Annotated in this window: 25 protein-coding genes; 12 read left to right on the top strand and 13 right to left on the bottom strand. The window is 42.3% G+C overall.

What is annotated here, in order from left to right; all coding sequences use genetic code 11:
• Together VK497_05355 and VK497_05360 are read right to left on the bottom strand one after the other, a co-directional pair.
• Positions 1-867: hypothetical protein (locus VK497_05355; protein ID HMI09791.1), on the bottom strand; the 867-nt coding region annotated here is incomplete at its 3' end.
• Positions 868-885: 18 nt separating this feature from the next.
• Positions 886-1,926: a sugar phosphate nucleotidyltransferase gene (locus tag VK497_05360; protein HMI09792.1), complete on the bottom strand. Its 1,041-nt coding sequence runs from the start codon at positions 1,924-1,926 to the stop codon at positions 886-888.
• Between the two features lie 101 nt (positions 1,927-2,027).
• On the opposite strand from VK497_05360, the gene rfbB reads away from it, so the two are divergent.
• Both rfbB and VK497_05370 read left to right on the top strand, forming a co-directional pair.
• A complete protein-coding gene (rfbB, locus tag VK497_05365) occupies positions 2,028-3,026 on the top strand; it encodes a dTDP-glucose 4,6-dehydratase (protein HMI09793.1) in 999 nt (332 codons plus the stop codon).
• A gap of 5 nt (positions 3,027-3,031) precedes the next feature.
• Positions 3,032-3,577: an NUDIX hydrolase gene (locus VK497_05370; protein HMI09794.1), complete on the top strand. Its 546-nt coding sequence runs from the start codon at positions 3,032-3,034 to the stop codon at positions 3,575-3,577.
• Between the two features lie 40 nt (positions 3,578-3,617).
• Here the strand turns inward: VK497_05370 and VK497_05375 are convergent, their stop codons facing one another.
• On the bottom strand, positions 3,618-4,157 hold the full coding sequence (locus tag VK497_05375) for a hypothetical protein (protein ID HMI09795.1): 540 nt from the start codon (positions 4,155-4,157) through the stop codon (positions 3,618-3,620).
• 46 nt (positions 4,158-4,203) lie between these two features.
• Between VK497_05375 and VK497_05380 the strand changes: the two genes are divergently transcribed.
• Together VK497_05380 and rfbA are read left to right on the top strand one after the other, a co-directional pair.
• The gene (locus tag VK497_05380; GenBank protein HMI09796.1) at positions 4,204-5,622 is read left to right on the top strand and encodes a bifunctional dTDP-4-dehydrorhamnose 3,5-epimerase family protein/NAD(P)-dependent oxidoreductase; all 1,419 of its coding nucleotides are present in this window, start codon (positions 4,204-4,206) and stop codon (positions 5,620-5,622) included.
• A 3-nt stretch (positions 5,623-5,625) separates the two neighbouring features.
• The gene (gene rfbA, locus VK497_05385; protein HMI09797.1) at positions 5,626-6,486 is read left to right on the top strand and encodes a glucose-1-phosphate thymidylyltransferase RfbA; all 861 of its coding nucleotides are present in this window, start codon (positions 5,626-5,628) and stop codon (positions 6,484-6,486) included.
• On the opposite strand, the gene VK497_05390 is transcribed toward rfbA, so the two are convergent.
• Positions 6,470-8,176, bottom strand: a complete 1,707-nt coding sequence (locus VK497_05390; protein ID HMI09798.1) for a hypothetical protein — start codon at positions 8,174-8,176, stop codon at positions 6,470-6,472. The genes rfbA and VK497_05390 overlap by 17 nt on opposite strands.
• A gap of 69 nt (positions 8,177-8,245) precedes the next feature.
• Between VK497_05390 and VK497_05395 the strand changes: the two genes are divergently transcribed.
• The 3 genes from VK497_05395 to VK497_05405 all read left to right on the top strand — a co-directional run bounded on the left by VK497_05395 (position 8,246) and on the right by VK497_05405 (position 10,450).
• Positions 8,246-8,956: a glycosyltransferase family 2 protein gene (locus VK497_05395; GenBank protein HMI09799.1), complete on the top strand. Its 711-nt coding sequence runs from the start codon at positions 8,246-8,248 to the stop codon at positions 8,954-8,956.
• Positions 8,953-9,306, top strand: a complete 354-nt coding sequence (locus VK497_05400) for a hypothetical protein (GenBank protein ID HMI09800.1) — start codon at positions 8,953-8,955, stop codon at positions 9,304-9,306. Before VK497_05395 ends, VK497_05400 begins: the two co-directional genes overlap by 4 nt.
• A gap of 484 nt (positions 9,307-9,790) precedes the next feature.
• Entirely contained in the window at positions 9,791-10,450 is a 660-nt protein-coding gene (locus VK497_05405; GenBank protein HMI09801.1) for a methyltransferase domain-containing protein, read from the top strand.
• 53 nt (positions 10,451-10,503) lie between these two features.
• Here the strand turns inward: VK497_05405 and VK497_05410 are convergent, their stop codons facing one another.
• From VK497_05410 to VK497_05450, 9 genes are read right to left on the bottom strand one after another with little or no spacing between them, the layout of a single operon-like run.
• Positions 10,504-11,925: a DUF2142 domain-containing protein gene (locus VK497_05410; protein ID HMI09802.1), complete on the bottom strand. Its 1,422-nt coding sequence runs from the start codon at positions 11,923-11,925 to the stop codon at positions 10,504-10,506.
• On the bottom strand, positions 11,925-13,397 hold the full coding sequence (locus VK497_05415) for a DUF2142 domain-containing protein (GenBank protein HMI09803.1): 1,473 nt from the start codon (positions 13,395-13,397) through the stop codon (positions 11,925-11,927). The genes VK497_05410 and VK497_05415 overlap by 1 nt, the downstream gene beginning before the upstream one ends.
• Positions 13,398-13,451: 54 nt before the next feature.
• Positions 13,452-15,776, bottom strand: coding sequence for a hypothetical protein (locus tag VK497_05420; GenBank protein HMI09804.1), 2,325 nt, complete (start codon positions 15,774-15,776; stop codon positions 13,452-13,454).
• Position 15,777: 1 nt separating this feature from the next.
• The gene (locus VK497_05425; GenBank protein HMI09805.1) at positions 15,778-16,344 is read right to left on the bottom strand and encodes a hypothetical protein; all 567 of its coding nucleotides are present in this window, start codon (positions 16,342-16,344) and stop codon (positions 15,778-15,780) included.
• Between the two features lie 58 nt (positions 16,345-16,402).
• Entirely contained in the window at positions 16,403-17,386 is a 984-nt protein-coding gene (locus tag VK497_05430) for a glycosyltransferase family 2 protein (GenBank protein HMI09806.1), read from the bottom strand.
• Positions 17,379-18,332: an NAD-dependent epimerase/dehydratase family protein gene (locus VK497_05435; GenBank protein HMI09807.1), complete on the bottom strand. Its 954-nt coding sequence runs from the start codon at positions 18,330-18,332 to the stop codon at positions 17,379-17,381. The genes VK497_05430 and VK497_05435 overlap by 8 nt, the downstream gene beginning before the upstream one ends.
• Position 18,333: 1 nt before the next feature.
• Entirely contained in the window at positions 18,334-19,575 is a 1,242-nt protein-coding gene (locus VK497_05440; GenBank protein ID HMI09808.1) for a hypothetical protein, read from the bottom strand.
• 4 nt (positions 19,576-19,579) lie between these two features.
• The gene (locus VK497_05445; GenBank protein HMI09809.1) at positions 19,580-20,800 is read right to left on the bottom strand and encodes a polysaccharide ABC transporter ATP-binding protein; all 1,221 of its coding nucleotides are present in this window, start codon (positions 20,798-20,800) and stop codon (positions 19,580-19,582) included.
• Positions 20,800-21,600, bottom strand: coding sequence for an ABC transporter permease (locus VK497_05450; GenBank protein HMI09810.1), 801 nt, complete (start codon positions 21,598-21,600; stop codon positions 20,800-20,802). Before VK497_05450 ends, VK497_05445 begins: the two co-directional genes overlap by 1 nt.
• A gap of 19 nt (positions 21,601-21,619) precedes the next feature.
• Between VK497_05450 and VK497_05455 the strand changes: the two genes are divergently transcribed.
• The 5 genes from VK497_05455 to VK497_05475 form a co-directional block, all read left to right on the top strand.
• Entirely contained in the window at positions 21,620-22,657 is a 1,038-nt protein-coding gene (locus VK497_05455; GenBank protein HMI09811.1) for a glycosyltransferase family 2 protein, read from the top strand.
• 2 nt (positions 22,658-22,659) lie between these two features.
• Positions 22,660-23,721, top strand: coding sequence for an ATP-grasp domain-containing protein (locus tag VK497_05460; protein ID HMI09812.1), 1,062 nt, complete (start codon positions 22,660-22,662; stop codon positions 23,719-23,721).
• Entirely contained in the window at positions 23,714-24,571 is an 858-nt protein-coding gene (gene sucD / locus VK497_05465) for a succinate--CoA ligase subunit alpha (protein HMI09813.1), read from the top strand. The genes VK497_05460 and sucD overlap by 8 nt, the downstream gene beginning before the upstream one ends.
• 13 nt (positions 24,572-24,584) lie before the next feature.
• Positions 24,585-25,535, top strand: coding sequence for a glycosyltransferase family 2 protein (locus VK497_05470; GenBank protein ID HMI09814.1), 951 nt, complete (start codon positions 24,585-24,587; stop codon positions 25,533-25,535).
• Positions 25,519-25,824 (top strand): GtrA family protein (locus VK497_05475; GenBank protein ID HMI09815.1); only part of this gene is annotated, 306 nt, incomplete at its 3' end. The genes VK497_05470 and VK497_05475, both read left to right, overlap by 17 nt.

The following is a 25,824-nucleotide window of genomic DNA, read 5'->3' on the forward strand; positions in this document are numbered from 1 at the left end:
TAACTGTTCAGTGGTTAAATTAAGACCCCCAAGTTGAATTCGTTTTTCATCTAAAATAACGCGGCCGTTTAGTGTAGAGCGTAGCGTCTGAGGCTGCTCGCTAATCTCTTTTAGTAGGAAGTGGTCGTACCCCTGTTTTTGAATGGCCTGCATATCAACTTCAATAGTTTCAATCTTTAGGGAAATTGGACGAGTAGCGAGGTCTTTTAGCTGCACGCCTTCCGACGTACAAACAGCCATTTCCCCATCATTCAAATAAACAGCCTGTGACGTATGGCCAACAAGTGCCGAGGCATCGCTTGCAATCAAGGTTTCATCCTCACCCAGGCCAATAATGAGCGGGCTGCCCATTCTGGCAACAACAATTTCATCAGGTTGACGCGTCGATACAACGGCAATTCCGTATGTTCCAACAGCCAATTTCAGTGCTCGACTTACCGCATCACAAAGAGAAGTCTTTTCATCATAAAATGAATTAATAAGGGCCGCCAGGACTTCCGTATCTGTCTGGCTGGCAAACGCATGGTCTTTCAGCTGCGCTTTTAGCTCTTTGTAGTTTTCAATGATTCCGTTATGGACAAGATAGATATCCCCAGCAGTATGCGGATGGGCATTCTTCTCAGATGGTTCGCCGTGCGTTGCCCACCTAGTATGTCCAATACCGACTGAATCATTATTTTTCTTGAGCGAAACAAGCTTTGCAAGCTCACCAACTTTGCCCTTGGCCCGTAAAAGTGTAGGATTATGTGCTTCATCTATGGTTATGATGCCGGCCGAATCATACCCTCGGTACTCTAGTCGGCGAAGTCCGCCAAGTAAAATATCTTGCGCATCTCTTTTTCCAACGTATCCAACAATTCCGCACATAATCCGTCTCCTTGTTAGTTATGACTGTAGTTTTTTAGCAACTTCACCCGTTCGATGACTTACATCTGTACGGGCAACCAAAATACCTTGTGGGGTGTTCACAACGACGACATTATCTAAGCCTATCACTGCGATCGGCTTGGCCTCTTCGTTACGAACAAAAACATTCTCAACATCAATCGGATAGATATTTTCACCTCTAAAATAATTGCCTTGCTCATCGCGTTGTACGGCATCATGAAGATCCTTGAACGAACCTACGTCCATCCAGTCAAAGCTTGCCGATACAACAGCCAAGCTTTTCGCCTTTTCAATAAGGGCAATGTCAATCACTTGGTTATCGAGGGCGAGATACGCCTCGTTATACTCATCCGTCCCAGGTTCGGAAACGGCCGCTAGACTATCAAAACTAGCCCGGAGTTCAGGGGCGCTTCGGTCCAGCTCCTGAAGAAACGTATCGACAGAACCCACAAAATAGCCACAGTTCCATAGATACCTGCCTGAATCGACGTATTTTTGAGCCGTTTCAAAATCTGGTTTTTCTTTGAATGACTCGACATGATAAACGCCACTATCGGCATCAATGACACCGTCCCGTTCGATATAGCCAAACCCTGTCGAAGGCATCGTCGGCTCTATCCCGATCAAGGTAATCTCTTGGTTCTGCTGTGAAATCCTGGCAGCAACCGCAAAAGAATTTGCAAACCCATCAACATCGCGAACGTAGTGATCCGAATGAATAAACGCTACAGGCTCATCGTGGTCATGATGACGCGCGATAACATCAAGCGCGAAGACAATACAATGAGCCGTGCCACGACGGCCCGGCTCGATCAAAAATGCGTTATCTGGAAGTTCAGGAAGCTGCTCTCGTACGTGATCAGAATGGCTAGCTTCGGTTACGACATATATAATATCGCCTAGTCTCGTCGCTCGATCATACGCCGTTTGAAGAAGCGTTCGTTCGCCTGTTAACTTTAAAAGATGTTTTGGATATTCTGGGGTTGAAAGTGGCCACAGGCGCGTACCTGACCCGCCGGCTATAATTACAGTAATCATGAATACATTATACACTGCTCGGCTGTTGTAGTTCTGACATTAATCTATGTCACCATTTTATACAATAGACAATCTTATTAGGGTACAGCTATACTAATCTTATGACAAAACTACTAGTTACGGGCGGTGCAGGGTTTATTGGGTCAAACTTTGTACATTACACCCTCAAGAACCGGCCCGAATACGAAGTAACGGTGGTAGACAAACTAACGTACGCTGGTAATCCAGATAGCCTCAATAGCGTTCTCGACAAGATAGATTTCGTGACTGGTGATATTTGCGATCAAGCACTCATGGATAAATTAGTCGGCGAAACTGACATCGTGGTTCACTTTGCCGCCGAAACCCACAACGACAACTCCCTGCGCGATCCCTGGCCGTTTATCCAAGCCAACTTGATTGGTACAGCGTCAGTGCTTGAAGCTGTCCGTAAACACGGCAAACGCCTTCATCACATCAGTACCGACGAAGTGTACGGTGACCTAGCATTAGACGACCCGAAGAGATTTACTGAATCAACGCCGTACAACGCCAGTAGTCCTTACTCTAGCACCAAGGCCGGCTCTGATCTTATGGTCAAAGCCTGGATTCGTTCTTTTGGCATCAATGCCACGATCTCCAATTGTTCAAACAATTACGGTCCCTACCAGCATATCGAAAAGTTCATTCCACGACAGATCACAAACGTACTTAGTGACATTACCCCAAAATTATATGGAAATGGCCAACAAGTACGCGACTGGATTCATGTCGACGACCACAACTCTGCCGTACATGCCATTCTAGATAAGGGTCGCTCGGGGGAGCTATACCTAATCGGTGCTAACGGCGAAGAAAATAACAAATACATTATCGAGACTATCTTAGAGCTCATGGGTAAAGATAAGACTGCCTACGAAAACGTCGCCGATCGCCCTGGGCATGATCAGAGGTACGCAATTGACAGCACCAAACTTCGCACCGAACTAGGCTGGACACCTCAATACACCAACCTCCGTGAAGGCCTAAAGGCAACTATCGACTGGTACGCCCAAAACGAAGAATGGTGGAAGAACGAAAAGGCTAAAATCGAAGCTGCTTACGCCGAAAAAGGCCAATAAGCCTCATGGCCAGTTGGCAGACAAAATCATCTAAGGTTGTCTATGAAAACCCCTTCATGACCGTTCACGAGGACGAAGTGGTTATGCCAAACGGCAAAGATGGAATCTATGGATACGTAGACTCAAAAAGCCACTCTGTTTACATTGTTCCCGTCGATGACGAAGGTAATACGTATCTCGTTCAACAAGAACGTTATACAGTCAGAGAGAAGACTTGGGAATGCGTAGCTGGCCGTACCGACAACCAGCCTGTCGAGCTCGCAGCTAAACGAGAGCTGCTCGAAGAGACAGGCTTCAAGGCCGATTCTATCTCTACTATAGCCAATGTTAGGGTTGCTGGCGGCATGACAACGTTTAAAAGTACATTCTGCCTAGCTCGCGATTTAACTCACGTTTCTAATGATCTAGACCAAGAAGACGGCATCCTGGGGATAGAAAAAGTACCCTTAAAACAGATACCGGAAATGATTTTAGCCGGTAAAATCACTTGCGCTGGAAGTATTGCCGCATTCTTTACGGCAATCGCCTACCTAGAAAAAGAAAAATCTTAATTCGCCTTCCCTAGCCTAGTTAATAATTTACTGTGGTAAATTATTCGGCGTGTTGCATTCTAAAAGCAGCCGCAATCTCTGGAATCATAACTTTATGATGCGACACTGTTGATTCTGGCAAGTTCTTAAAAGAGAAGAATTGACCCTCAACGACATCTTCGTCTTTGGCATCTGTTTCAAAATAAAATACCTGATCAAGCTCTCGACCACGTGCCACATCCCAAAACTTCATGCCTATATACCGTGGCTTATCGATCATATGTACAGTCCCGTGTAGTTCGTTTTGCAGTACACGCTCCACACCGCTTGAAAAATCTGTACCCTCGTTGTCTGAAGCACGGATTATCGTTCCGGGCATGTGCCATTGGCTAGGCCAATACGGATCATCATTCGGACGCTGGGTTAAAAGAACTTCGACATCACCATTTTGATTTTGGCGTACTGGGACTAGTTCCATCGTTGGCATTGTCACCTTGGCGGCAACTGCGATAAACAGAGCTTGAGGTAAAAAACCTTTCGGAACACGATTGAGTACATCGACTGCTTGCTTAATCTCGTCATCAGATAGTGTTTTAGACATATTTTAATGGTATCACGCCTTGATCTGTCGGTGTTATACTATAGATATGTCCGAATTATCTACTCTTGAATTTAGTAAAGAACTCAAAAAATACGAAACCTCTATCCCCGGCCTAATAATCTTTGACCTTACGATATTTGGTGATAACCGCGGTTGGTTTAAAGAAAATTGGCAACGAGAGAAGCTGGTAAAACTAGGACTTCCTGATTTTGGTCCTGTACAGAATAATTTCTCTTTCAACGGTAAACGCGGAACAATGCGCGGTATTCATGCCGAACCTTGGGACAAGTTCATTTCTGTCGGTAGCGGTAGCTTTTTTGGCGCGTGGGTAGATATTCGCGAAGGCAGCCCCACATACGGCACGGTATTTACGACTGAAATTGATGCTAGTAAGGCTATTTTTGTGCCCGCAGGTGTTGCGAACTCTTATCTTACCCTCGAAGACAATACAGTCTATTCATATCTTGTTAATGACCACTGGTATCCAGACGTGTCATATAGTTTCGTTAATGCGATGGACGAGAGTCTTGGTATTGACTGGCCTATTCCACCAGCTGAGTGGGAAATATCCGAAAAAGACAAAAGCCATCCAATGCTTGAGGGCGCATCTCCAGTTCCAGCTAAAAAAGTGCTCGTTACAGGAGCAAACGGCCAGCTAGGATTAGCCCTTCGAGAAGAGTTCCCTAATGCCGAATTTACTGATCGAAATGAACTTGATATTACTTCTTCTGATCTACGCGCCGCACGACCTTGGCGTCAATACGATCTGATTATTAATGCAGCGGCCTATACGGCAGTCGATACGGCAGAAACACCCGAAGGCCGACAAATGGCATGGAAGATCAATGCCGAAGCAACAGCCAACCTGACGCGCGTTGCCAACGAATACAACATCACGCTGGTTCATGTGTCGTCAGACTATGTCTTTGACGGCACCAAGGAATCTTACAGCGAAGAAGACGGCCTTTGCCCACTTGGCGTGTATGCCCAAACAAAAGCAGCTGGTGACGTCGCAATCAGCACCGCACGAAAACACTACCTTATACGTACAAGTTGGGTAATCGGCGAAGGCAATAACTTTGTCCGCACTATGAAAAGTTTGGCGGATCGCGGAATCAAACCAAGTGTCGTTGATGATCAAGTAGGCCGTCTAACATTTACGGAAGATTTAGTAAAAGGCATCAAGCATCTACTGAACACGGACGCGCCATACGGCACTTACAACCTTTCGAATGAAGGTAACCCCGCCAGCTGGGCAGATATTGCCAAAAAAGTATACGAACTAGCTGGAAAAAGCGCAGATGATGTCACCCCTACCTCAACAGCCAAGTATTACGAGGGCAAAGAAAATATTTCCCCCCGTCCTGCAAATAGCATGTTAAAATTAGATAAGATCAAAGCAGCAGGTTTCACGCCGCCTGCGTGGGAAGAAGCGCTTGTCAACTACATTCAGAAGGAGAAATAGACGATGAAGGGTATTATTTTAGCCGGTGGATCAGGCTCACGTTTGTGGCCAATTACTAAAGGTATTAGCAAGCAGCTGATGCCAATCTACGACAAGCCGATGATTTATTATCCGCTTACGACGCTTATGCTTGCAGGGATTAAGGATATCTTGATCATTACAACGCCCGAGGATCAGCCGCAGTTCCAGCGCCTCTTAGGCGATGGTTCGCAGTGGGGCATTAGTTTGCAATATGCAGTTCAGCCATCTCCAGATGGCCTTGCACAAGCCTTTATCATTGGAGAGGAATTTATCGGTAATGACAAAGTTGCGCTTGTTCTAGGTGACAATATCTTTCATGGTAGTGACCTCGGAAAATCTCTCAAAAAATGTGTCGATCCTGACGGAGGTACGGTTTTCGCCTACCGCGTATCTGATCCTGAACGTTATGGCGTGGTTGAATTTGACGAAAACCATACAGCTGTTTCTATCGAGGAAAAGCCGGCTCAGCCAAAATCAGACTTCGCTGTCGTGGGGCTTTATTTCTATGATAACGACGTCGTTGAAATTGCTAAAAACGTCCAGCCAAGCGACCGCGGAGAACTAGAAATAACTTCCGTAAATGAAGAATATCTTCGTCGCGGCAAACTGAATGTTAGTACGCTTGATCGCGGTGACGTATGGCTTGATACGGGAACAATTGATTCAATGACTGACGCAGCAGACTATATCCGTGCTATCCAGCGTCGTACCGGACAGATTATTGGCAGCCCTGAAGAAGTCGCCTATAACGAAGGTCTCATCGATGGTCAACAGCTCGTCGAGCTAGCTGACCCACTACGAAAAAGTGGATACGGGGAATACTTGCTTAGCCTTCAGAAATAATAGGTTTTGTTTTATCGTTTGGCATCATTATCCAAAAGGTGCGGCTATATTCGACGACACGTTCAACTTTATAATTGCTTCGGATGTATGCATTAATTCTTCCAAGTGGCACGGAAAGGGACTCTGCCTGGACTGGATCGTAAAGGATAACTTCGGGACGGGTTCGTTTAAGATCTTCGATGGTTTGGTCTTGCTCTTTCTCGGTTGTCTGTGGTTCAAATGTCATAAAACGTGCCGCATGCTTAGGTGCTAAACTATAGTAATATGGCTGGATCGGATATGAGAATATGGTCGTCGGATGAAGTGACTTGACCGTTTCGCTGACTGCCGTTACTTCGGCATACACTTCTGGAGTCACATTTAATCCACTTACTTGAGTATTGGTTAAACCTCGGGTTGACATGGTATTAATCGTACTTGCAAAAGACGGGTACAACATATAGGCAAGGATAGAGAAGCAAGAAGTAATGACGACAAGCACGATAGCATTTGCATCTTTGATCACCTCGTCTCTCTGTTTAAACGGCTTTTTGAAATAGAATGCCAGATAAATAATCACTGCACTCACTATAAGAATCATGCCGCTGCCGTTAATGGCCGCGTAGAAAGATACGAACAAGGCGATCCCGTACGGCACAAAGCGCAAAGAATGGGCTCTAGTGAACCAAGCGGCTTTAACATTAGTAATGGCATACAGCGTCAAGAATAATACTTCCGGAAGAATGAATAGAAGGTGTCCTATGTCTGATCTGCCAAGCAGCGTAACGAGTCTCATGATGCCAAATACGAGCAAGATACCCTCTACTATTCCTAGTTTCTTACTACTGTAGAATATGTAGAAAATAATGAAATACAATATAAAAACCATGTAGAATATGAGGTTCGTATGGCCAAATGGAGGGTATACTAGATCCATTCCTTGAGGCTGCAGAACAAATGCATAGTACAGCGTGTAGTATAGAAACGTCGGAAGATCAGATTGGATAAGGACATAGAGGAGCAGCGGTAATGCACCGAGCAAAGTACCCAGCACAAGCATACCAATACGCCTCATTGCCGTAGTAAGGCCATGTGTTTTAGCCTGAATAATTTCCATTAGACCGATCGCAACGATAGCCATAAGTGCAGCTTCTTGGCCAAATGTAAACGCCAAGCCAACAAATACACCCGACCCTACCAACCACAGAGATCGCGCTTTTACTACCCTATACGCATGTATATAAAGTACAACGGCAACGAGTGCTAATACTGTTCGTAGTTGCGCATATGGCGGCAACATCACTATGAGCAAAATAGACAGAGCACCTATCAACACGTGCTTGAAGCGAAGGAATACCGCCGCCGCTAGAGCGAAGAAAAATGTGTATAATACATGTGACTCAAACTTAAGCGCAAAACGTACGCTACTTTGCTGGTCTCCGAATATATCTATAAAGAAAGATTGAAGAAAATACGATCCGGGTGTCCTAAAGTGAATGAAATCCTTATATATCGCCTCTCCGCTTGCAAGATTATGCGCAAAGCTAAAGAAGGTTGATCCATCTCCAAAGTCGATTCCCTGCCTAAAGCTGAAGTACGCTATAGATAAACCTACAAATGAACCACCTACGATAATAAAAAGCCATGCAACAACATCACGGCGGCGTGCTTCGGGAAAGTTTTGATGAAAGATATTTATTAACTTCTGCACTAACTAATACCCCTGTTCCTTAACAGTATACAATAGTAGAGAAGCCAAAAATCTGATAAAATAAATGAAATGAGCAAAAAGAGGATAAGGGTTTGCATTGTCATACCTTCTTACAACGAAGAGGCTGTCATAGCAGACGTCATCGATGGCGTGACAGAAGTCTTCAAGAAGTCTGCTTACGATTTCGGTATCGTTTGCATTGATGATGGCAGCCGGGATCGTACTGCCTCTCTAGCTAAAGAGCACGGGGCTACCGTAATACGACATATCCTTAACACGGGTGCAGGTGGAGCAACCGCGACAGGACTTAGCTACGCCGAACAAAATGCATATGATGTCGCCATAACAATGGATGCAGACGGACAGCATGCACCAGAGGACGTTCTCGCAGGCGTAAAGATTATGATACATGATAATGCCGACTTACTTATTGGTAGCAGGCTTATCAACACCGAGGGTATGTCGAAGGTTAAAATAATAGGCAATAAAGGCTTGAGCTTCATAACCTATGTTCTTTTTGGTATTAGCTCAACCGATTCCCAATCAGGTCTGCGAATTTTTTCAAGAAACGCCCTGGAGCGTCTAAGATGGAAAACAAGCGGCTATGAGTTTTGCTCGGAAATGCTATGGCGCGCAAAACAGATCGGACTTACTATAAGTGAATATCCAATTGAGGCAATCTATACCGAATATTCTAAAGCTAAAGGACAGAACAACTGGAATGCGGTTAATATCGTCAAGAGCCTACTTAAACGTCGTATTGCGGAGCTTTTTGGATGAGTCGTTACTTTTTGCTCTTGCTGCTTAACCTGCCCTTTATCATTGCGGCAGTTCTCAGTGCTGTTACCCACTATAAACTCGGAAGATCAAGCCGACGACGCCTTACAGTACAGGTCATCATTTGGGTCACGGTCTTGATTGCGTTAGCAAGCGCCGAACCAATCTATACCTGGTTATTTAGTAACGAACTAACCACAACGGAGCCGCTAAGTTTGTTTGATGTTGTTCAAATAACGGCTATCGTAGTTACTTTCTATATAGCCAATCGTACCCGACTAAAGACACAATTTCTCGAGCGCCGCCTTCAGGACTTACATCAGGAGCTATCTATTCGTCTTTCAAAGGATTAGTCTAGATAGTCTTGAACACTAATCTGTTCAAAATTGCATAGTTCCATGCCACCACACCAACCATAACAATAATCTTGGCTATCCAATATGCTAGATTTAAATGGTTAATAAGAAAATATATTACTAAATTAGCTAAGATTAAGTTTACAAGTGCTAGCGTTACATAGCCTGCAAACTGGGTTTTTTTATCGTGATGATAAGCTTTTGTCTTGTTCTTAAAGGTAAATAACCTACTTCCAAAAAAACTAGTAGACAGTCCGACACAAAAACTAATCGTCTGCGCTATTAAAAGATTCTTCTCGGACAGCATGCTGATGAGTATAAGAAAACTGGAGTACTCCGCCGCAAAAGCTAGCATACCCACCAAACCATACCTCACTATCTGCGAAGTCTTTTTTATTTTGTACATAACCTTAATTATACATGCTAAAATTAAGTAAGCATGAAGATATTCACAAGAGTATCTATTAATAAGGAGTAAATTATGAGTAAAACAAAGACAAAGAGTCTTGATTATTTCAGCAATGCAGACAATATAGTAATACCTTCACCTCTAAAGACTTTTCTAAGCCGACTTATGTTCCCCGTACTAAGCCTTCTGTCTCGTGAACAAAGTCTTAAACTTGGACTAACGCCTATCGATGATGAGCGTGTGATTATGGGCTTAAAACATACAAAAGGGCGTCTGCTCGACATTGGCTGTGGCGCAAATAATTTTGTTCATAGCTACGGTAATGGCGTAGGTGTAGATGTGGCCGACTGGAAAGGCTGTGACGTTGTTATTGATGACGCAGCCAAAACACCTTTCAAAAAGGGTGAATTTGATACAGTTAGCTATCTTGCATGTTTAAATCACATTCCGAACAGAAACGATTCCGTTAAAGAGGCTGCTCGCATACTTAAAAAAGATGGTCGTATTGTCATCACTATGATCACACCTAAAATGGGTGCTTTTATTCATTGGTGGCGATTTCGAAACGATCCAGATCATCAAGAACGACATATTGATCATGCGCACGAATTAATGGGCATGTCACCTCAACACATAAAAGACATTCTTGCAGAAGCAGGCTTTACGAAAGTTCGACGAAAGCGATTCGTTTATGGCATGAACAATATTTACATCGCCGAACGATCAGACTAACATCTATATCTGAGCCATAAGCTGCAACCGTAGCGCAATTACTTCTCTTGTCATCAGTAGACTGTAATATAGTATCTAAAAACAATAGTTATCACGCTAGCTGCCAGGAGTGTTATAGACATAATTTTCGTAAATCTCACGAAATATTTCTCTTTTGTTGTAAATATATTTGTAAAAAATACAGGGAGTAGTAAGAACAAACACGGGAAAAGATATCTTCCCTGTATACCAATGATGATTGGAAATGCCACAGGGCTAAATAATATATACAGAGCGGCACAGACACCAATAAAATAGAGTACAGCTATTCCAGCAAAGACAGCCTTATTAACTTTTGAGACAGTCCGGGTATTATTTTTACCCTCGTAGTTTATAAACCAATAGACGAATAGGCTTGCATATCCAGCATTAATAAACAAAGCAGAAAGAGGAGTATCAAGCCACCCAAAATTTCCCATTAGTGACTGGGAAATTCCATCACCTGGCGTGAAGAAGAAAGTATTAAAGAAGGTCATAATGAACATCCAAGGATTCTGGAAAATGTATTTAATCTGCTCAAATGTATTTTGACCGTTAGTTAGTTGAGTAATATTCGAACTGATATCAGGTAAAAACAACGACCATATACCAAATGAAGCTACCGGTATCAGGATAAGACCTATCTTCAATAGCCAGCTTTTCTTACTACTTTTAGATAAGCTCGCTCCCGGAAGTGCCAGTATAAGCCCAAGTAGAAATACCATTACCTGCTTACTTAGCACCATCGCCACTCCCGCTCCTATTAGTAGAAGTAGTTCTTTCCTAGTCATGGCGGTTTTTCTATAAAGACAGGCGAGTACCGTGGAGGTAAATAAAATGCCTGATCCAATAGCAATAACGTCTACACCAAGTGACACCGACTGAGAAAGAAACATTGGTAATAGTGCAATTCCGACGACCGCCCATTTTTTAAACGGAAACAGCTTAATTGACACGAATACCAGGCCAGTCCACGTTATAAGCATGAGTAGCTTTGCAAGATAGATCATAATAATCGGCGGGGCATTCAATACTCGTCCCAACCCAACGGCAAGTGCCTGTGGAACATATCCTACGGGAGAATATGAAGCTGTTACCGATGTATCCATAAAAACCTTCCTAGTTTCATCAAGAGGTACATAGACAAGTGCGGCTTTTGTATTTCCAAGTTTATATTTCAAAGTAGGGCGTGTTTGTATTGCGCCTCCACCCTCAATCGCTTCTTGTACTTTTTGGAAGCTCACCGGTATATCACTTCCTGTGATACCATCCTTTTGCGAAGGAATGAACTCAAAATTAGAAATTTGATATGCTCGCAAAAAATGCGCCGCTTCATCAGGTGTTTGTAGCGGCGGAATAGCTAAAATGAAAATTCCACCGAAAAGTAGTGTTACCCAAACGAAGAAACCTTGAGGGGTTTTACACATAGCAATAAGTTTGATGAGTTTTTTTCGCATTATCTAAGTAGAATCGGTAATGTCTGGTAGAGTCTATGGTATAAAGCAAATGTTGCGCCCAGTAAAATGATGACCGATAGGCAGACTATGATTATTTTAACATTTTTTTGGTTTTTGAAATAATTTCCAACACACGCAAGGAGTATCACGGGAAGCAATGGAATGAAATAGCGTGCCTGTAGCCCGATAATGCTTGACTGATAAAGGGTCGAGCTGTAGATATACAATGCTGTTGAAATTATCAAAATAGTAATACTGCTCGCAACTAGAAGCGCTAATTTCCAAATAATAGGGCCGCGACTTTTCATTGACCTCATCACATCTTCGCGTGAATTTTTTACTCCTACCGAAAGTACCACTGCCGTCATAGCCAAGTAGCTAAAAAAAGCTGGCAGAGGTACGCTATTCCACACCGCATTACCAAAAAGCGCATCAAGCGGAGCTTGTTCGTTCGTAAAGAATGTATAGTATAGCGTCTTTATGTAGAGTATTGGTTCATGAAGTATGAAACTCTTTTGCATAGGAAAATTTGACTGGAGATTTGAATTTGTATCTACATAACTAACCATTGTTGTCCAGATTAAGTTTGGGATAATTGCGATAAGCGTTGCGGCAAGAGCAGTAATAACTACTCTCTTGCTAATAGGCGTCTTTTTAATAAAAGGGATTACGAGTATGAGCAATGTGAGTGGTGCGTATGCCAGTTTTACAAATGTTAATAACATCCCTAGAAATGCCAAAATAACGTAGTTTCGCGTGGTCGGTTGCTTACTGCTGTATACGATATTGGTAATATACATTAGAAATAGTACCGCAACGCCAAGGAGCGGCCCGTCAGCGCCCACAGACGCCGCTTGTATGACAGTAACAGGTAGTAGACCAATGACAAATATAATCCACTTCCCTGCTTTGATGTGTCTAATAGCCAAGAAGAAAGCTAATCCAACCGCCAATAACCCGACGAGACGAGCAATAATAAGAATAACTAAGAACGGCGAATGTAGCATAGTTCCAACTTTAAATATGGGAATATATAGCGCATATGTAACTGGTGAATATAGCGCAGCTCCACTAAAATTAATAGATGTCTTGCTTCCATCATCCTTATATTTCAGAATATTCGGGTGGGCATCATATAGGCCGTTGGCTTTTTTCGTCTTATCAGCAGCACTCGCACCAGCATCTCGTACACCAGCATCCTTATAGAGATTAACCAGCCCCGAGGCAACCTCACCACCATACGCCTTATTACCCGCAGGGCTTAACACTGGTTCGGAGAAAAGATTGCCCTTCGAGAGTTGGTAAATGCGATAGGTATGGTCTGGCTCATCAGTGTTCCAGCCTGGCGGAATAAGAAATACTGTTATGATTCCAAAAACCAAAAAGATTATAAGAAATAGTGTTTCAAGCTTTCCCGTCTTTATCATACTAGCAATACGAAAGACGGATATCTTTTTAAAAATATCTTTCATTCTCATCATTGTATCAGGAAGTGCTATATAACGAACAGTCTACTCAGATCCGCGCTAGAGAGAGGAACCTGTTGGAAACATATCCAGTACATAATTACTCGCTCTGATTGTATTCTGCGTTGTTCCACCTAGATTTAGATACATTTGATATCCACTAATTGGCAACTTTTGTGAATTTTTAAGCTGGTATATCGTTCCGTTTGGAGCGAGGAAGAATCCTGGTGTGTCTTTCCACTCCAAAATACTACAGTTTATATCGCTCAAGACTGTATATTGAGCGCCCGGAAGGCTAATATCGTAGGCTTTACCTCCTACTGCAAGACCCTGTTTTACCCCACATTTCACCGTTGGCCTTAATACGTCAGCTTCAGTTGCATATTTGCTCATTACGCCATCAGAAACGATATTAAGTGTAGTTGATCCGAGTTCTGTCGAAGGATTGAATGAGTTCATAGGAATCTTTTTATTCAAACCATTAACCATATAGACTGTTGCATCATTTTGTGTCTTCACTAGTCCACCTGGACTTAAAACCGTCGCACCTTCAGTTACTGAGTTAATATAATAGTCCGAAAGATTTAGAATTGTTGGGTTTGCATTTATAGCAAGTAAGTCCATCCAACCCTGGATAGTCCTCTTCTCGCCTGTGCTGAGTAGGTATACTGTACCTGAATTTTTTGATTTCACAAAGTATGCTGGACTTAGCGTTCCGACATCGGGAATTTGACTCAGTAGTCCATCAGACATCAAGACAAATGTCTTCTGCCAGTCATCTACGTCAGTCAAGCGCATCTTTCCTGCATCAGTTAGAATGTACGACATGCCACTTTGTGATCTAATGAAGCCAGATACATCAGTACCTCCTGTGAGCAGGTTCACACCCGCCCCGTCAATACTCGGAGGGTTAAGATTATTCAAATATGTCGTCGTCTGAATGCCCGTATCAACTTTACGAAGCACACCACTTGAATATCCATACAAACCACCTGACGTCCTGTTTCGTATGTAAGTATCATCTCTTACGATAGGTACACCAAGAGCAGTATTACTTAGAGCTGTCTCATTGAGAACATTCGCCGTGGAGGCATTTACACCGTACGGATTCAACGCCAATTGGTCGTATATCTCTCTTTTTTTGCCATCCATATAGAAAGACTTTCCGGATGTAGTATTTAGAACGTTCGTCATAGGCGGACCTACAGACAAAGAGTTGACTTGGCTTTCTGTGAGAAGTGCTGACTGTCCACATGACGAGCCGTACGCTTCAACAAGTGCACACGATCCAAATGAAAGTCTTATACCCGCATCATAAAAATATACTGTTCCATCCGGTGAACGTATTATCCTCCCGAGAGTCTGGCCTGTTGTTTTTGAATCAAGATATGATTGCGAGACATATCCTACGCCGCCCAGGGGATAAAGAGCATTAAATATATTCATGTCAGGAATAGGGTATTTCATGTCATCTGATATCAAATAGAGAGAGCCGTTGTCTACGGTGCGTAAGAAATTACCATTCATTATTGTCGAACCAAACCAATCAGTAAAATAAAGGTAAAAGTTTCGATTACCATGTGCGCTACAGCTATCTCCGCCCCCATATTGTGCATTAAGAGCCGCTTGATTTGGACGATATGGAGTATAGCTGTAAAGAGCGACTGTTGACCTATTTTCGATGTTGACATTACTTCGTCCACACGAAGCTGCAGGACTGTAGGCGATCGAATTGACCCCTGTCGTAAAAGGAACAAACCATCCTGCAGGTTTATCTATATAACCGCGAAAATGCCGAGCAGCTTGATAAATTTGTGCGGAAAAACTTCCATAGCTAGGATCACAGGCAGGCGCTCCAGGCGCAGTATTGTCAGGGCAACCGAAACCCATCGCTTCTCTAAATTGCTTTGGAGTCGGCCACTCATCGGTAACCATACCGTTCTCTTTTTGAAGTGTTACAATAATTGTCTGTGGATTAATATTGAACTGCTTTGAGTAGTTATAGATGATCTGAGCTGCGCTTATACCGCCTGCTGGCACCGAGGTGCCATAGTTACTTTGTCCGTTCGCCGGATTTTCATAATAATCCCGTAAACATGTTACAGGCGTAGAATACCCGTGAGATGCTAGCCACTGGGCTCGAGTTCCGCCACCAAGCTCGGATGTTTTACCGCCCCACGTATCACAGGCAGGAACTTTGCTATTGAGAAAATTTTGTATTGTCCCGACAGACATAGCGTCACTATTTGTAAAAATCCCATCATCAATAATGCGGCCTGCGTTAAAGTTTCGGGCATCCGATGCTAGAACATCTGATTGAAAAACAAGAATATTTGGAGCTACAAAGGCCACGGCTGCCAGTAAGATAAGAGTAATTCTCTTCATATTACTGAACCTTCACGGTCTGACTTATGGTCGCCAAAGGAGCTGAACCTGCGTAAGTTATCTCGGCAGTCCAGTCGCCTTTAGAAAGACTGGCGGTAGATATGTCAAATCCTTTACATACGCTGTAGGAACCCATATTCTGCACGCCTACCTCCTGAGTGATCGTTGATGAGCCAGTCTTCTTGAAATTTAGAGTACATTTTCCAGTATCATCAATGGCCGATATGGTCGTGCGAAGCTCAAGTACCCCTCCTTGCTGATTAGAAGAAGTTATTGCCAGCTGTGTAGGGTTTGAAGTGTCTGGTGGATTATATACTGAAGGAGTGTTTTCGGACTGCTTCTTAGCCTCAGCACCAGCCTTTTGCTCTTCGGAGCTAGGCTTATCGTAGTTAACATCGTTGACTTTTTCAGATGCCTGATCTTGGATTTTCTTTGAATCACCCTCCAAAGAAAAAGGATAAAGTTTCGTAAAGTACGCAATAAAAAGATATAAAATAATTACACCTGCAAGAATGATTGCCCATAGGAAGTATTTATTTATTTTTTTGTTATTTTTATTTATTTTCATATCTTTGAATCCATAATACAATGCTAATGCTTATTATATAACAATGTATTATAGATTCCTATTGTTTTCGCTTCATTTCAAGTGAGTGTTTGTAAAACATTGCAGTGTCAGCAAGTTCAACTTTTGTCGCTAGCCTGACGCCACGCCACTTCTCGATATAGTACAAAGGATTTACCAGTAGCCAGAATACTTTCCTCTTAAAGGAGTATTCGTTATCTCTCATCGTTCTAATCGCATCTTTCGCCACGCCCAGGACAGTCATCTTTACAATTCCTTTTATAGATGGTCTTTGTACGTCAGTCCCAATCTTCCTTAACCCGATAATTTCATCAAACATTCTGTGTTTATATTCTTTTAGCGTAAGGTCATTTGAATGCACAACACTAGCCCTTGGAGCGTATACCTTATATAGTCCCGCATCGATAATATCTTTGCCAAATAACTGATCTTCTGAATAAGGAACATCCCTGTAGGGCAATGATCCGGTTAAATAGCTCCGTCGAGCCGCAGAGTTAACATCCGAATAAAAAGTTACGGAATCATTATAAATCGGGTTTTTCATAAAACCGTCTTTGTAAAAAATCGTTGTGCCAAAATCAGGCCCCAAATTACGAAAAGCCCCTCGAATCTCATATTTCTGCAAAGGAACGCATTTATGTCGAGGGATCTGCTTACCTGTCACGCCAATAATATCAGGACTAATCTTGAATGGTGCAACCATTTCGTGTAGCCAATAGTCATGAGATGGAATAGCGTCATGGCTCAGATAGACCACAATTTCTCCGTTGGCTTCACGGGCAGCCTCGTTTCGAGTTTTCCCATGTCCGAATTGGGCCTTTGTGATCGTTTTAGTTCGTAAATTTTTATGTTTTTTCTTATACTTTTCAATGATTTCAGGCGTTTTATCGGTCGAAGATGTGTCAAATATTAACACCTCAAACTCAAAATCTACCTTCTGTCGAAATACACTTCGTAAAATGTCATTTAAATAGGGCTCGGCTTGCCAGGTTGGAATAAAAATTGTTGCCTTTATATTATTCATTAGCTGTGCCTCTATCGATCTCTTGTTTTATATAATTATATGTTGCTGCGACCCCTTCATGCAAAGACGTAACTGGTGTCTCAGAAAATTCACTTACGAATCGCGAGGTGTCTAAAATAACCTTAGGCAGAAATGTAGAGGGGGTCTCACTATGTTTTATGAGTGCTTTCTTATGAAGTACTTGCTCGATAGCATCAACTATATCATTAACGCTTTTACCCTCACCCGAACCAAGGTTATAGGTATGATTCATCAAGGGTTTTTCAAAAACATCCGTAATCATATCAGTTAAATCTTTCACATAAATATAGTCCCGAACCATTGAACCATCACCCATTACGTTAATTGGCAATTCTCGGTATATATTCTCTAGAAAGATTGGGATGACACCCTGCTTTCGATGAAAAGGCTGACGCTCCCCATATGGGTTTGAGATTCTAAAAGTTACAGAGTCGAGTTTATGTTTAACACGGAAATATCGCAGATAATGCTCTATGGTCAGTTTACCAATTGCATATGGAGAGACAGGGAAGGGCGTGTCTTCCTCTTTATGAGGTTCATCTCCGTTAGAATTTCCATAAATCGCTCCACCTGTTGACGCAAAAATTACCCTTTTGACGCCCAACTCTACGCACATACGAAATAGCTCCACGCTCATTCGTATGTTTGTATCTATGTCGATGATTGGATCGTTTTCCGCACTTGCAGGTGTGGTTGTTGAAATAAAGTGAAACACATAATCAATGTCCTTTAACGCATTCTTGAGGTCATCTGTATTAAGATAGTTACCGGGGAACATTTCAATATTATCATATTGGTTGAATATAACATTTCCCGAACTAAACCTATCAAAAGCTCGTACGTTGTAGCCTTTTTTTGCGAGACTGTCGACTAGATGGCTACCAATAAAACCATTCGCACCCAAAACAAGTGTATTAGTAGTCATGTTAGCTTAGCTCCCTCTCTAGTATCGACAGAAACTTCTTGCCTGCAATATCCCAACCGTCACGAGGGACGCTTTCGGCAGCTTTTTTCGCATATTCAGGAAGATCTTTTCTATTAACCGTTTCGATCAGTGCTTGCGCCAATGCCTCTGGTGATGTATCCGTATATTTTATATACGGATTATTGCTTACAAGACGATTATTCGGACCGTCGTTCACGATTGGTATTGTACCGGTTGCAAGAAGTTCAAGAGGAAGAAGCGACATATTCGTAAGAGACAACACAAGAGCCGCAGCAGATTGATTATAGACATCTGACAACTGGTCTATTCTTAGAGTCTTAAGATTGGTATATGGGAATGGAATATCCCACTCTGACACATCCCACCCCGCTAACACAATTTCATATTCAGGCATCTTCTCATGAAAGATCTCAAGCGTCATAATTCCTAAATCAAAGCCACGTCGTTCAGTAACTGGTCTAGCATAGAAAAATATCTGTTTACGATCTCCGTCATTAGTGAATCTATAGTTTATTGGATCAGCACCAAAATCATAATGATCACATTTCATACCGTATTCCCGAGTCAACTTATCATCTAACCATGCACCCGCAGTAATACCGTGAAATCCAAATTTATATGTATTCTCAGCCAAGACATAGTCCGTACCCATGGGATAAAAAAGTGGTTCAAAATCTTGCACAAAGTAAAACTTTTGACTGTCATTCTTGTCATTAAATACCGCATACGCCGTCTCCCATCCCGTCGCAAATACTGCATCTGATTTTACCATTGCACCATTATATCTCTTGAATGTAAGGTTTTTAGCTTTACAATACGCTTTCACATTATCGCGTGCTTGAGCGATCGTCATATCATCATAATTGCTATATATGTAAATATTATTTTTATGGCCACTTCTGTCTAATATTTCGATAAATCTGAATATGTTCTGATGTCCACCGCCACTACTGGGAGGTGACATGACCCAGTTAATAACAAAGGGAGCATCGTGTTTCGTAGATGGTTTCACATAGGGACGGCTGGACCAATCTGCATCCATTACATTTTGTCGATCTACTAAAGATACAAATTTTTTCTTTACTGCACTATTAGACGTAAGTTGGATCTGTTTTTTCTGTAATTTTTGAAGTGATTTAACACCCAGAGATAAGACTCCTTCATTTTTAACAACAGAGAAACCTTTTCGAGTGTATTTCTTGGCTTTATTTAAAAACGACATACAACTAGTTTTCTACTCCGACAGAATACGCATCGTCCGGGTGAATTAAGACATTCGGCATATCCCAACCCTCAACATCAAATTCATAGATATCGTCGTTTACAATATAGAAATCCCCTGTCTTTTTATTCTTTAACGATGCCGACAGGAGGTATTTTCCATCGTTAAATATCCCTGGAATTGTCCAACTAATCGTTATTAAGTCGCCTTTGCTGAAGTCCTTTTTCGTTTTTTCATCAAGGACGAATTCAAGCGCCGAAAGTATAGTTCCTCCAGGATTATTCAGCTTTATTAACAATTCAATATTTTTTGCATCACTATTATTTATCCTCACTCGACATACAACTTTTATATCTTCGTGAGGTCTGTAGAATACTTTAGATTCGTTATCGTCGCCAATCGTTACAAGCTCTTCAATTTGACAAGCTACATCAGAATTTTTAGAAATCTTGGATTTCTTCTTGTTATTGGATTTTAAAGAATTTTGTGTACTTTGAAGATTTAAATCTCTATAGACATCAGAGGCAGAGCTTGTATTTCCATCATAAATGATCCTACCATCGCTTAGCACAATAGCACGAGTACAAAAACGCTGAACAGCACTCATATCATGGGTAACCAGTATCACCGTCTTGCCTTTTGACTTAAGCTCATTAAAATATGAATAGCATTTTCTCTGGAAAGCTTCGTCGCCCACCGCAAGAACCTCATCAAGGACTAGTATGTCCGTATCTGCACGTATGGCGATTGAAAAAGCAAGTCTTACCTGCATCCCTGATGAATAGTTTTTTAGTTTTTGATCCATGAAACGTTCAAGTTCTGCAAAGGATACAATATCTTCATAGATATTCTCTATCTCAGTCCTCGAAAATCCAAGAAGGGCACCATTGAGGAACACGTTATCACGTCCAGATAGTTCAGGGTTAAAACCTACACCAAGTTCAATAAAGGGGGTTAGCTTGCCATTAATATCGATAGAGCCTTCGTCAGGAGAATAAATTCCCGATATTGTCTTTAAGAGTGTGCTCTTCCCACTTCCGTTACGCCCAAGAATACCCAAAAACTCACCTTTATGAATATCAAAAGATAAGTCACTTAAGACATGTTGCCTCTCGTAACCTCTTTTCTTAAAGTTAATTACCAAACCCTTAAGAGTATTCTGTCTTTCATGAGGTAAGTTAAAGCTCTTGCTAACATTTGAAATTTTAATTGCAACATTATCCATTAGATATTCTCCGCGAATGTACGAGATTGTTTCTTAAAGTAGAAAACCCCTCCAATAAATATAAGTATTGTTAGAATAAATGGCGTTAATATCATCCATGTATTTCCAATAAGAGTATGTGCGGTGAGAGTTTGATGAGTTACAAGATTATATCGTGCATCTTGGATTGCTTGTGCCATGGGATTTAGTAGCAGTAATTTCTGAACAAGTGTATTCGTAACCAAAGCTAAAGGATAAATTATAGGCGTTGCATAAAATCCCGCCTGAAGGATTACTTCCCATATATAGCTAATGTCTCGAAACTTAACATACGCAGCCGCTAGAAATAGAGATACCCCAAGTGAGAATATATAAATCTCAATTATATTCAACGGCAAAAGGAGGGCTGTTACAGAGAAGTCTACCCCGTTAATAATTGCGAATGCGAAGACAACAACAAGATTTATAGTTAGATTTATTAGAGCAGATAAACTACTAGAGAAAACTATAATCCACCTAGGAATTCTAATCTTTCGAATTAAGTCACCTCTTCCTACGATTGACCCGAGGCTTTGACTAGTCATTTCAACAAAGAAATTCCAAAGTACAATACCTAAAAGCAAATATACAGGGAAATGCTGTACGTCCTTGCCTATCTTCAAAAAATAAACAAATACAATATAGAGAATTATAAAAAGAAGCAAAGGCTTCAGGAGCGACCAGGCATACCCCAGGATTGACCCCTGATAACGAAGTTTAAAATCAGTTCGTACAAGCTCGGCCAATAGAACTCTATTCTGTTTTGATAAGTAAGTCTTCATGTCTTTGCTATTATTATAAATGAACATGTTAAATACGTCGACACCAAGAGCAGCTATTGTAGTTCTAAATTACAAAGCTATTGAAGATACCTTGGCTTGCATTGAGTCGCTGATGCACCAAAGTTATAAAGATTTTCATATTATAGTTGTCGAAAATGGATCCCGTGACACTTCCGCAGTTGAACTACACAAACTTGAGAAAAAATACCCAGAAAAGATTACTGTTTTATACAACGAACATAACCTTGGTTTCACAGGAGGGGTTAATACCGGTATAGAGTGGGCGCAAAACCACCAATACCCCTATGTCGCCCTCTTTAATAACGATGCTATTGCAGATAGGATATGGCTAGAATCACTTGTCACTAAAATAGAAACCAGCAAAGAGCTCGGCATCGTAACCAGCTTACTATTAAGGCAAGATGGAAACACCATAGATAGTACCGCAGAGCAATATAGCACATGGGGACTTGCCTTTCCTCAGAACCGTGATAAACCCGTCACCGAAGCCCCACAAGAGGCACTAATTTTTGGCGCAACGGGTGGGGCTAGTCTATATCGTATGGAAATGCTCCGTGATATAGGGGTTTTTGATGAGTCGTTTTTTGCTTACTACGAAGATGTGGACCTTAGTTTTCGCGCCCAACTGGCTGGTTGGAAAATTATGTACACACCAAATGCGATCGCCTACCACAAGCAGGGTGCAACAAGTAATAAAATGCCTGGCGGGTTTACTATTTATCAGACATTCAAAAACCTACCCCTACTGTTTACCAAAAATGTCCCTAGAGGTTTATTATTCTCCGTGGGTATCCGTTTTTGGTTTGCATACATCATGATGCTTGGGCATGCAATCAAAAAAGGACGTGGCTGGCCCGCGCTCAAGGGTTGGATAAAAAGCATTCAGCTTTTTTGGACGTCTGCCCTCCCTGCCAGACGAAAAATACAGAGTAATAAAAAAGTATCAACTGCTTATATCCGCTCAATCCTCTGGCCTGATCTTCCCCCTGATCAAACTGGCCTGCGCAAAGTGCGTAAATTCTTCACAGGTAAATAATTATGAAATTATTGGAATATGAGGCTAAGAATATTTTGCGCATTGGGGATATCTCCGTGCCTACGTCGACACTCATAAAATCAACTGGAGATATGGTCGATCTCCCCACTGTCTTAAAATCACAAGTCCCAGTTGGCGGACGGGGCAAACTTGGCGGAGTTGTTGTCGTAGAGGATACAGCCGCTTTAAATAAAGCCGTAGACAGCTTGTTCAATCTAGATATAAAGGGCTATAAGCCAAACACAATCCTCGCCGAAGAAAAATTAGACATAGCTGCCGAGCACTACGTCTCACTTCTTGTCGATCGTAGTTCGGCCAGCATCAGGTTGGTCGCTCATAAAAATGGTGGCATTGAAGTTGAAGATAATAGCACTGAAGATTTTTTGAATTTGCCAATCGATAATACCAACGTTGATGACCGCGCAGACAAACTAGCCGCCTATCTAGGGTACGATGTTCTTCTTATAAAACCACTGCTTGTGAAACTCTACAGTACTTTTATTAAAAATGATGTTCTGCTTCTAGAGATTAACCCTTTAGTTTATACAAAAAATGGCGATCTTGTCTGCGGAGATTGCAAGATGGAACTTGATGACGCAGCCGCGTTTCGCCACCCGGATTGGAATTTTGAAGAAAAACCAAGTGATGCGAATTTCGTCGTCTTAAATAAGAAAGGTACTATTGCGACAATCGCCAATGGAGCCGGACTTGCCATGGCAACCGTCGATGCGGTAGCTGCTAGAGGTATGACACCCGCCAACTTCCTCGATATTGGAGGTGGTGCAAACACGGAAAGTGTCTTAAAGGCATTTCGAAAAATCGTAGAATTTGAGAATATTCAGGCGATCGTTATAAACATATTCGCCGGTATCACCAGGTGCGACGAGGTTGCAAGGGCGATTATTGCCGCAAAAGAACAGATCGACACCCTGCCACCCCTATTCATTCGTCTGGCTGGTACGAACTTCGAAGAGGCCGTTACTCTACTTGAAGCTCAGAACATAGCCACACTTCCTACTCTCGAAAAGTGCCTGTCAGCTGCAAAAGAGGCAAGTCGTGAATAGTACTATCTTCACCACTAAAAACATTATCGTTCAAGGTATCACCGGAAGCCATGGATCTTTCCATACCGCAGCCATGCTGGCAGCAGGGACAAATATCGTTGCGGGAACTTCACCAAACAAGGCCGGACAAGTTATTAATGGAGTACCCGTCTATGCGACCATTGCTGATATTCAAAAAGATCACACAGTAGATACAACTGTAATCTTTGTCCCCGCTCCTTTTGCAAAAGATGCAATGCTCGAAGCTATTGCCGCTAAAATACCTCTTATCATCTGTATAACCGAAGGTGTTCCAGTACATGACATGCTTGTCGTAAAAAAGCAGGCGGATGCAGCCGGTATCGTACTCATTGGACCAAATTGCCCCGGTGTTCTTGTCCCTGGGATTAATAAACTAGGGATTATTCCGGCCAATATGGGTACACCCGGTACTATCGGTATCGTCAGCCGATCAGGAACGCTTACGTACGAGGCCGCCGCCGGCTTAACAGCACGAAGTATTGGACAAAAATATATCATCGGCATAGGCGGCGACCGTATTCAGGGCACTGATTTTGTAGATTGTCTAGAATTGTTTGAAAATGACCCAGACATCACATCAATTGTGCTCATTGGTGAAATCGGTGGTACGAGTGAGTTAAAGGCCGCAGACTATATCGCCTCACATGTTTCAAAGCCTGTCTTTGCCTACATCGCTGGCCACACAGCACCTAAGGGTGTATCCCTGGGTCACGCAGGGGCAATCCTGGGAAGTGATGACGAATCGGCGGGCATAAAAACACTCGCACTCGCAAAGGCTGGTGCCTACACATACGACAGCATCACCCAGCTTATCGAATCAGTAAAGTGATATACTAGACATAATGGCTCGCCACAAGAAAATCAGCATTCTTATCCCTGCATACAACGAACAGGAAGTCCTTAGTCACCTCTATGAACGATTAAATAAACTAGCGGGTGAAACATCAGATTACGATTTTGAATTCTTGTTTATCAACGACGGAAGTCGCGACCGAACACTTGAAATTATTAAAGGCTACGCCGAAAAAGATCCTCGTGTTGCCTATGTAAACCTTTCCCGCAATTTCGGTAAAGAGACGGCAATGCTTGCCGGTCTCGATCACGCTACCGGTGACGCTACCGTTATTATCGATGCAGACCTGCAGGACCCGCCAGAACTCATCCCCCAGATGCTTAAATACTGGGAAGAGGGATACGATGACGTATACGCCAGACGAACCAGCCGAAATGGCGAGTCATGGCTTAAAAAAGCAACATCGAGCGCCTTTTACAGAGTCCTGCAACAATCTACGCAAATCCCGATACAGCAAGATACGGGTGACTTTCGTCTACTCGATAAACGCTGCGTTGAAGCGCTAAAACAGATTCGTGAAAGCCAGCGTTACACAAAAGGCATGTTTAGCTGGATTGGCTACAAGAAAAAAGAAATTACCTATGAACGTGACCCTCGTGTGGCGGGTGAAACCAAATGGAACTATTTTAAACTAATCAACCTGGCTATCGACGGCATTACATCGTTTACCACCTCACCACTTCGCATTTCATCAATCCTTGGAATCTTAGTATCAATCAGCGCATTTATCTACATTGTCTACCTAGTTATCCGGACTGCCGCGTTTGGTACTGACCTTGCAGGTTACCCATCAATGATGGCCGTCATCTTGTTCCTGGGTGGCATACAGCTTCTTTCACTTGGTGTTATTGGCGAATACGTGGGCCGTATCTTTAACGAAACAAAAAACCGCCCGCTGTATTTCGTAGAGGAATATCACCCTGGTGATCACAAAAAATAACTCGAAAAAAGTTCGGTTCATGATGGTTGGTGGTATTAACACGCTAATCGATTTTGGGATTTTGTTTACACTAAAGGCACTGGGATTACCAACAATTAGCGCAAATGTAATTTCCACAACAGCTGCATTTTGTTTTAGCTTCTTTGCAAATAAAAAATACACGTTTAAAACAACTGGCGGTAATCTAAAACGCGAAATCATTCTTTTTGTCGTCGTGACCCTATTTGCTCTTTGGGTGCTTCAGGCAATTGTCATCAATATCGTCCAGGCTTCACTTGCGAGTAGCGGA

It is taken from the genome of Candidatus Saccharimonadales bacterium (genome assembly GCA_035317825.1).
In the GTDB taxonomy this organism is placed as follows: Bacteria; Patescibacteriota; Saccharimonadia; order Saccharimonadales; family Saccharimonadaceae; genus DATHGB01.

What these genes read in the sequence shown, in the direction of transcription:
- VK497_05420 (HMI09804.1), bottom strand. Translation starts at nt 15,776, where the DNA reads ATGAAGAGAATTACTCTTATCTTACTGGCAGCCGTGGCCTTTGTAGCT.
- VK497_05360 (HMI09792.1), bottom strand. Translation starts at nt 1,926, where the DNA reads ATGATTACTGTAATTATAGCCGGCGGGTCAGGTACGCGCCTGTGGCCA.
- VK497_05425 (HMI09805.1), bottom strand. Translation starts at nt 16,344, where the DNA reads ATGAAAATAAATAAAAATAACAAAAAAATAAATAAATACTTCCTATGG.
- VK497_05445 (HMI09809.1), bottom strand. Translation starts at nt 20,800, where the DNA reads ATGGATAATGTTGCAATTAAAATTTCAAATGTTAGCAAGAGCTTTAAC.
- VK497_05410 (HMI09802.1), bottom strand. Translation starts at nt 11,925, where the DNA reads ATGCGAAAAAAACTCATCAAACTTATTGCTATGTGTAAAACCCCTCAA.
- VK497_05395 (HMI09799.1), top strand. Translation starts at nt 8,246, where the DNA reads ATGAGCAAAAAGAGGATAAGGGTTTGCATTGTCATACCTTCTTACAAC.
- VK497_05470 (HMI09814.1), top strand. Translation starts at nt 24,585, where the DNA reads ATGGCTCGCCACAAGAAAATCAGCATTCTTATCCCTGCATACAACGAA.
- VK497_05460 (HMI09812.1), top strand. Translation starts at nt 22,660, where the DNA reads ATGAAATTATTGGAATATGAGGCTAAGAATATTTTGCGCATTGGGGAT.
- VK497_05455 (HMI09811.1), top strand. Translation starts at nt 21,620, where the DNA reads ATGAACATGTTAAATACGTCGACACCAAGAGCAGCTATTGTAGTTCTA.
- VK497_05430 (HMI09806.1), bottom strand. Translation starts at nt 17,386, where the DNA reads ATGAATAATATAAAGGCAACAATTTTTATTCCAACCTGGCAAGCCGAG.
- VK497_05380 (HMI09796.1), top strand. Translation starts at nt 4,204, where the DNA reads ATGTCCGAATTATCTACTCTTGAATTTAGTAAAGAACTCAAAAAATAC.
- VK497_05440 (HMI09808.1), bottom strand. Translation starts at nt 19,575, where the DNA reads ATGTCGTTTTTAAATAAAGCCAAGAAATACACTCGAAAAGGTTTCTCT.
- VK497_05435 (HMI09807.1), bottom strand. Translation starts at nt 18,332, where the DNA reads ATGACTACTAATACACTTGTTTTGGGTGCGAATGGTTTTATTGGTAGC.
- VK497_05400 (HMI09800.1), top strand. Translation starts at nt 8,953, where the DNA reads ATGAGTCGTTACTTTTTGCTCTTGCTGCTTAACCTGCCCTTTATCATT.
- VK497_05405 (HMI09801.1), top strand. Translation starts at nt 9,791, where the DNA reads ATGAGTAAAACAAAGACAAAGAGTCTTGATTATTTCAGCAATGCAGAC.
- rfbA (HMI09797.1), top strand. Translation starts at nt 5,626, where the DNA reads ATGAAGGGTATTATTTTAGCCGGTGGATCAGGCTCACGTTTGTGGCCA.
- VK497_05370 (HMI09794.1), top strand. Translation starts at nt 3,032, where the DNA reads ATGGCCAGTTGGCAGACAAAATCATCTAAGGTTGTCTATGAAAACCCC.
- VK497_05375 (HMI09795.1), bottom strand. Translation starts at nt 4,157, where the DNA reads ATGTCTAAAACACTATCTGATGACGAGATTAAGCAAGCAGTCGATGTA.
- rfbB (HMI09793.1), top strand. Translation starts at nt 2,028, where the DNA reads ATGACAAAACTACTAGTTACGGGCGGTGCAGGGTTTATTGGGTCAAAC.
- VK497_05415 (HMI09803.1), bottom strand. Translation starts at nt 13,397, where the DNA reads ATGAAAGATATTTTTAAAAAGATATCCGTCTTTCGTATTGCTAGTATG.
- VK497_05450 (HMI09810.1), bottom strand. Translation starts at nt 21,600, where the DNA reads ATGAAGACTTACTTATCAAAACAGAATAGAGTTCTATTGGCCGAGCTT.